Origin of the sequence: Vibrio sp. V08_P9A1T1 (assembly GCF_963874405.1) — a bacterium.
GTDB lineage: Bacteria > Pseudomonadota > Gammaproteobacteria > Enterobacterales > Vibrionaceae > Vibrio > Vibrio anguillarum.
Genome location: NZ_CAWNIB010000076.1, coordinates 1 through 7297, shown reverse-complemented (window position 1 = coordinate 7297; position 7297 = coordinate 1). Strand labels below are relative to the sequence as shown.

Genomic DNA, 7297 nt, shown 5'->3' with positions numbered 1-7297 from the left:
CACTAATTGTTACAAAAATGTAGAGTTTAACTTTATGCGCTATTTCTAACGCTGTACTCCTCTTGGGGTTTCATTAAAATTTCGCTTATATTCTCGACTAAACTGAGATGCGCTGGCATAACCAACTAAGCGAGCGGCATCGTTCACACGCTTGCCTTCCACACGAATCAGCTCTTTCGCTCTGTTAAGCCTGACTTTTTTTAAATATTGTAAAGGAGATTCTAACGTCACCAGCCTAAAGGCGTGGTGAAACGCCGAGACACTCATATTGGCTTCTTCGGCGAGCAACTGAACGGTAATGGACTGATCATATTCTTGATGTACTTTACTCAACGCTTTGGCTATCCGGGCGTAGTGCCCTTCTTGATGAGCGAGATCAAAAAGCACATAACCGTGCTCGCTGGTTAATGCCCGAAACACAATCTCCTCGACTAAGCTTTCGCCAAGCACTTTAGCTTCAAGATCATTAACCAATGCAGACATCAAACGAATCGCACTTGCTTGCATCTTTGCGCCCATTTCTACTGATTTCAGCCCGCATTTTGATTTGTCTATGCAATCAGATAAAAAACCAGAAGCCTCAAGTCGATCAACCTGCTTAAGGAGAAGTGAGTGATCGATATTAATAGTCAAGCCCAATAACGGTTCACTTTCTGACGCAAAAGCTTCGCACTCAAGTGGTAAAGGTACCCCAACAACCAAGTAATCATTGGGGCCATAATTTACGGGTTGGCTACCAATATGAATGCGTTTATGTCCTTGCCCCAACAATATGATACCGGATTGATACACAAGGGGTTGTCTACCATTACCGCGGCTGCTGCGATAAAACAATACGCCCGGCACTGCCGTTTGGTGAATACCTTCCAAATGATCTAAAGATTGTTTTTCAATATATTGCTGCATCAGTTGCGCCAGTTTACTCATAATGCCCCCTTATCAAAACTGAAGGAAGAATACGACAATTAGAGAATTAGGCAATTAATTTCGAGAAATTGGTCTATATTGACTGGATAATTAATACTAATATGCACATCGTAAAACACTGCCTTGGAGGCGCCGCCTCCTTTTCTATAAGCAAAGGTGAGAATAATGAAATTTACTTATGTTAACCCTACTCTAATTCACTTCGGCCAAGGCCAAATCTCGGCAATCAGTCAGGCGATTCCAACTGACCAAAAAGTACTGGTGATCTACGGTGGCGGTTCGATCAAAAAAAATGGTGTTTATGACCAAGTCGTGAGTGCACTCACTGACCACCAATGGGTCGAGTTTTCAGGTGTAGAAGCAAACCCAACCAAAGAAACCTTAGATAAAGCGGTTGCTATCGTCAAAGAACAGGACATCGACTTTATTCTTGCCGTGGGTGGTGGTTCGGTTATCGATGGTTCAAAATACGTTGCCGCGGCGGCTAAGTATGATGGGGATGGCTGGGACATCATGGTGGGTAAACATCAAGTTACTGAAGCTACGCCTATCGGTGCAATTCTGACTCTGCCAGCAACCGGTTCTGAATCCAACATGGGTGCGGTCATTACCAAAGCACAAACACAAGACAAATTGGCCTTTATGGCTCCAGCGGTACAGCCTAAGTTCGCAGTGCTTGATCCAGATGTAATGAAATCACTGCCTGAGCGCCAGTTGATCAACGGTATTGTTGATGCTTGGGTACACGTCTGTGAGCAATATTTAACCTTGCCAACCAATGCAATGGTTCAAGACGGCTATGCCGAAACTTTACTTAAAAACTTGCTGGTATTGGGTCAACAATATGACCAGCGTGATAATGATGGATGGCGAGCAAACCTGATGTGGACAGCGAACCAAGCACTAAATGGCCTGATCGGTACTGGCGTTCCACAAGATTGGGCGACTCATATGATTGGTCACGAGTTCACCGCATTATGGCATGTTGATCACGCCCGTTCGCTAGCGATTGTGCAGCCTTCCCTACTGCGCAATCAACTTGAGAACAAACGCGCTAAACTTGAGCAAATGGGCAAAAATGTCTTTGGACTCAATCAAACTAGCGATCTTGCCTTACGCACAATCGATGCGATTGAAGCCTTCTACCACAGCTTGAATGTTCCAACTCAATTTGCGGATCATAACAGTAGCAAACAAGCGGCCATAGACGCAGTTATCGCTCAACTGAACGCACATGGAATGCTTGTTTTGGGTGAACAGCAAGCCATCACGCTTGAAAAATCACGGGAAATTTTGGAACAAGCTATCATTTAGCCTCATTTTTTAGACGAGTGAATAGTGATTTCCACATTCCAATAGCATAGATTCAGCTACATCAAGCAGCGCAATTGAGCGCTGCTTTTTTTGTACTTTTTTTGTATTGGATACTTTATGTAGCGGCCTTTCATTACCATGCCAGCATTATCAAACTGATCCACCACCTAAAATTGAAAAACTAATAACGACTTTTAAAGTCATCCTTTTCTAAACCATGTTTTTTCATTCGTAAGTAGAGCTTTTTACGCGGTACTTGCAGATAATTTGCGGCATCAGCGACGCGACCAGAATGGAGAAATAATGCATCTTCAATAATTTGCTTTTCGTAATCATCCACCAATTCATCAAGCGGTGATAAAAGATCAGACTGATTGTACAAACGCTCTTTTCCCGTCAGTTTTACAATACCTATCGCATATAATTCAGCTACATTTCTCAGCTCTCGTACATTTCCCGGCCATTGATGTGCACGCAGTAGCGACAAATAACTCAGTTCTACCGCTGGCAAAGGTTTCGCCAATTTATTACAGCTCTGCTTGAGAAAATAATGGAACAAAGTAGCGATATCATCGGGACGATGTCGAAGTACAGGCACCTCTATCACGCCTTGGTTTAGCAAATAATAGAGCTCTGGCTGCAACCGATTAGCCGTAATCAAGGCCTCAGGTTCCGTACCTAAAATAGCAATCACGCGCGTTCGAGCTTTGCTTAGGCGTTCTTGGTTAAGCATCCTCTGAGTCAAATAACGCTGCAATTCTTCAGAAAGTAATTCGATGTGGTCTATTAGCAATGTACCGTTTTCACTTGCATCTAATTTTTGTTCAATCTGTGCGAGCGTGGTCGCTGATGAAACGGTTAATTCCACCAGCGATGAAGCATGATTACCCTGTGTCAGTTGGTGGATGAGATATGCAATAGTATGCCGCCCAACACCCGATTCTCCACAAATAACAACATGACTGTTGAGCATTGAATACTGAGCAACATGGTGGCGAATTTGCCCCATTTGAGCGGATTTTCCGATGAGTTCGCATTTGATTGAGTTGGCCATAGCCGTTTTTTGTTGTACAAAATGACGACGAATATCGAGATTTTTCTTCACTAAGCTCAATAACTCCGCAGGATTGATTGGCTTTTCAAGAAAATCGCATGCCCCTATTTTGACCGCCTCTACCGCCATAGGAATGTCTCCGTGGCCAGTAATGACAATCACAGGAATATGCTCATCAATCGATTTAATCGCTTTAAGCAATTCAATGCCGTTCATTTGTGGCATATAGACATCAAGCAATATCACTCCAGCCCAATCAGAATGGATAAACTCACACGCTTTGGTGGGGTTAAGAAGTGCTTTTGACGGCAAATTAGCTATCGACATAAGATGCGAATATGAGTCAAGGACATCTTGGTCATCATCAATCAATAAAACAGAATAATTATGATTCATAAGGCAACTCCAGCACGACCATTGCACCTCGACTGACTGTCGAGGCAAGATAAATTTGACCCTTTATTTTTCCTATGAGCGAGCGGCAAATATTCAGCCCTAAGCCCAACCCTACTTCTTTGGTCGTGGTAAAGGGCGTAAAGAGTTTTTCAACGACATCATGAGCAAATCCAGCCCCTGAATCGCATACTGCAACAACGTGATGCGTTGGCGTACTCGACAGCAATATCACGTCAACTTTTTTGTGCTCACATCCCACAACCGCTTCACAGCCATTTACCAACAAATTAATCAATACCTGTTCCAAGCCGATTTGATCTGCAATGACTTGAATTGGTTGATGAATATGGCTTTGCAATACTATCTGTTGACGTTTCGCTTTCGTTTCAACCAACAACATAGCCTGACCGATAACATCAGTAATCAAGACAGGGGTAAGGGTTTCATCACTGCTACTTTTACGAGAAAAATGACGTAACCCATTGATGATTTTGCCCATTCGCTCTGTTAAATGTTCAATATGATCGATGGAATGTCTGATTTGCTCTGTTTTCTTCTGCTCTAAAGCAAGGTTTACGCTATAGAGATAAGTCGACATCGCGCTTAATGGTTGATTCAATTCGTGCGCTAAACTGGTCATCGTTTGCCCGACCACCGCCATTTTAGCGGCTTGTACTAACTCACTTTGTGTTTTTTTAAGATGGTTTTCGGTCCGGTGGTGCTGCTCAATTTCAGCGAGTAACTGATGATTTTTTTCACGTAATGAATGAGTTTTTGCTCGAACTCGCTCTTCTAATAATCGATTAGCGTGCTCTTGATCGGTAACATCCGTAATCGTGATGATAACTTTATCGCTTAAACCGTGGGTATACTTACGTAAATACAAGCGCAAGTAATAAGGTTTATTTACATCGCCTAACGATAGCGTAATGACATCTGCACCATTTTCGATCAACTTAGCCTCTGGGTTAAACAGTGCTTGCAACTGCGATTGAGTTGACGTTGAAAAACAGAGCCAAAAGGCTTTCGGGTCCTCATTCTGGTCTATATTCAAGCGAACACGAGCGCTTAAGTTAGCCGATTCAATATAACCATCCAAATCACAAGTGATTAAACTCGCTTGCGTATTGTTAATCAAACTCAGTGCGTTGGTTCGGTCCATTTCCTCCACTTTTTTACCATACTGAACCAATTTTTCACTGATCCGGCCAATTTCATCTCTGCCGTCTACCACAATAGGGTGTGAAAGATCATTATGAATGATGGCATCTAAACTGTCGCTAAGGCGGTTAAGTCGGCCCACAATCCGACGATTGATGAAATAGTAAGTCAAAAACAAACTGATAATGATCGATAAGCTAAAGCAGACAAACAGAATACGGTTACCATGAGAAACCAGTTCCGTGGTCTCTTTTTTCGCTTGAACAAACGACTCATCGGCGTTGGCGACCAACATAGCAATATCAGTATGTTGGTGGAGAAGCTGTTGCTGAACTTCAGCTCGAATATCATCAAGCTGGGCATTTAAACGCACCATAGAACGTAAGTTTTGATGGAAAGAGCCATTCAAACTCAATACATCCATTAGCTCACTGAGTAATTGTTGATAGGCGATGGTTGCAGGTTGTGAAAAAATCGGCGCACTCTGTGCGTACAGTTCTTCAAGGCGGAACTGTAGTACTTTCATGCCATTATTCACTTGGCTAATATGCTTAGATTGGATGAGCTCTTTTGCGAACATAAACGTTTGAGCCTCACCATCTAAGATAGACTGGACAGCCCCTAAACTCGCAAACAGCATGTCGCTTTCATTACCTTTCATTTTACGCTCTAGCTGCCACTGTATTTCTTGGCGCAGCGGAGTCAACTCAGAACCAATATCTTGATGTAGCCATTGGATCTGCTCTTGAAGTAACTCAATTTGACGACTTTGATCAATCCGTTGCCCGACCAGAAGACCAAATTGCTCACTAAGATTACGTAGCCGTTGATACCCAGCAAGCAGCCGTTGCTGCTCGTTGTTCAATTCAATCTCGCTTAATATTTTGCTGATCGTCGTTAAATTGTTATCCAAACGTTGCCGTTGCTCATCCAACTCAACTTTGTTACGCGTATTTGAGATGATTTCGATCCGTCTTTTAATTTCCGAACTACTGCTTTCGAGCAGATAACTGGCATTATATTTAGGAACACTTTTATCAAGCAGCTCGCTCACTTGATTATCTAAACTATTCCATGTTCCCCATGCGACGATGCTGACAATCGTCAACAGCAAGGTACTACAAGCAAAGGCCAAAACCAGTCTCGCGCCAATCGTGTTGTATTTCGGAAAAATCATGGCGTATCGACCCGGTCCAAGTTTTTTAGATCGGACAAAGCTTCTTCTAAGGTTAATGCCAACTGCATCTTCCAACGATGCGTCAGCTCCGCTACTTGCATAGAAATGGCGGCGGAGTGTGTCTCATACTGCACATCATCAACACTGATTTTTTGCCATGACTGATATACCACGGCTAACTCTGTTTCGGTCACAGGTAAAGAGAACACTCGAGTTTCAATATTTTCAATGAGCTTCAGAGCGAGTTCATTGTGTGCGTACTTGGTTTTAGCATGATTGATTGCGAGCCAAGTGTCTTTTAACTGAGGTAAGCGTTTGGTAATCGCAATTTCAAACAATAAGTTAACTAACTCCTCACGATGTGTAATGGATGCCATGGACAACTGTGTATATGCCTCATTAAACAGGGATTTATCGTTTATCGCATGTTTAGAAAAATCATTGCTATCCATATTCGTTTGTACCGCTTTTGACATCAATAAATCGATGAATGCCTTCGCATATTGATCATTTTCACGCAGGCTCACTTGGGCGACGTATGTGGGCATTAGGGTAAAACTTTCATCGTAGCGAAATTGAACGTGCTCAAATTTTCGTTCTAATATGCTGGCATAGCTATCAATCGTTGGGCCTATCCCAAATTGCCCTTTGGCTACATAATCACTCACACCAAAACTGCGTGAGGAAATTGTCCCTAAATTTGCCCCCACGTTCAGTAAAATCCGCCACCCTTGTTGCCAACCATATTTAGCAAGAATGCTCTCGACCATTAACTGAGTAGTACCCGAACGTGTTGGGGTACTCATCGTGATATGGTCAAAATAGATAAAATTAGCCAGATCGGTGAACGACGTAGGCGTCGGTAAATGATGTAAGCTGAGATAGTCACGATTCCATACCAAACCAGCGCCAGAATAGCCTATCGTCACGACTTTATCGGTTGGCGGTAACATGTAGGGTTTTAACCATTCTGGTGGTTGCAAATGGGCAGGTAAGGTTGCGAGCTTATTGCTATTTGCTAAATGCTGCATTAAAAAAGGCGATGAGCTCAGCACTACATCAATATTCTGGATATAACTTTTATTAAGCAGTTGAATGCTCGATTGTGCTCTACGATGGACCACTTGCACATCAACACCTTGATACTGTTTGCTGAACTCTTCAATAAGAGGTAGCAAGGGTTCACGTGAAAATGTGGTCAGTATGACTAACTCATTCTCTTTTGCATAAGCGGTATTGATAGCCGCCGCTATCGATCCTAGTAGCAC

5 protein-coding genes are annotated in these 7297 nt (G+C 42.9%); 1 reads left to right on the top strand and 4 read right to left on the bottom strand.

What is annotated here, in order from left to right; all coding sequences use genetic code 11:
• Nucleotides 1–45: 45 nt before the first annotated feature.
• Nucleotides 46–927 (bottom strand): AraC family transcriptional regulator, encoded by an 882-nt coding sequence (locus AACT21_RS04040; RefSeq protein ID WP_094163620.1) that lies wholly within the window; start codon nucleotides 925–927, stop codon nucleotides 46–48.
• Nucleotides 928–1092: 165 nt separating this feature from the next.
• Between AACT21_RS04040 and AACT21_RS04035 the strand changes: the two genes are divergently transcribed.
• Entirely contained in the window at nucleotides 1093–2241 is a 1149-nt protein-coding gene (locus AACT21_RS04035) for an iron-containing alcohol dehydrogenase (RefSeq protein ID WP_026029117.1), read from the top strand.
• 181 nt (nucleotides 2242–2422) lie between these two features.
• Here AACT21_RS04035 and AACT21_RS04030 read toward each other — a convergent pair whose 3' ends face one another.
• Genes AACT21_RS04030 through AACT21_RS04020 form a run of 3 tightly spaced genes read right to left on the bottom strand, consistent with a single transcriptional unit; the run spans nucleotide 2423 to nucleotide 7297 of the window.
• Nucleotides 2423–3691 carry a sigma-54-dependent transcriptional regulator gene (locus AACT21_RS04030; RefSeq protein WP_013867894.1) on the bottom strand — a complete coding sequence of 423 codons (1269 nt, stop codon included), beginning with the start codon at nucleotides 3689–3691 and terminating at the stop codon, nucleotides 2423–2425.
• The gene (locus AACT21_RS04025) at nucleotides 3681–6029 is read right to left on the bottom strand and encodes an ATP-binding protein (RefSeq protein ID WP_017047227.1); all 2349 of its coding nucleotides are present in this window, start codon (nucleotides 6027–6029) and stop codon (nucleotides 3681–3683) included. Before AACT21_RS04025 ends, AACT21_RS04030 begins: the two co-directional genes overlap by 11 nt.
• Nucleotides 6026–7297, bottom strand: a complete 1272-nt coding sequence (locus tag AACT21_RS04020; protein WP_094163618.1) for an ABC transporter substrate-binding protein — start codon at nucleotides 7295–7297, stop codon at nucleotides 6026–6028. The genes AACT21_RS04025 and AACT21_RS04020 overlap by 4 nt, the downstream gene beginning before the upstream one ends.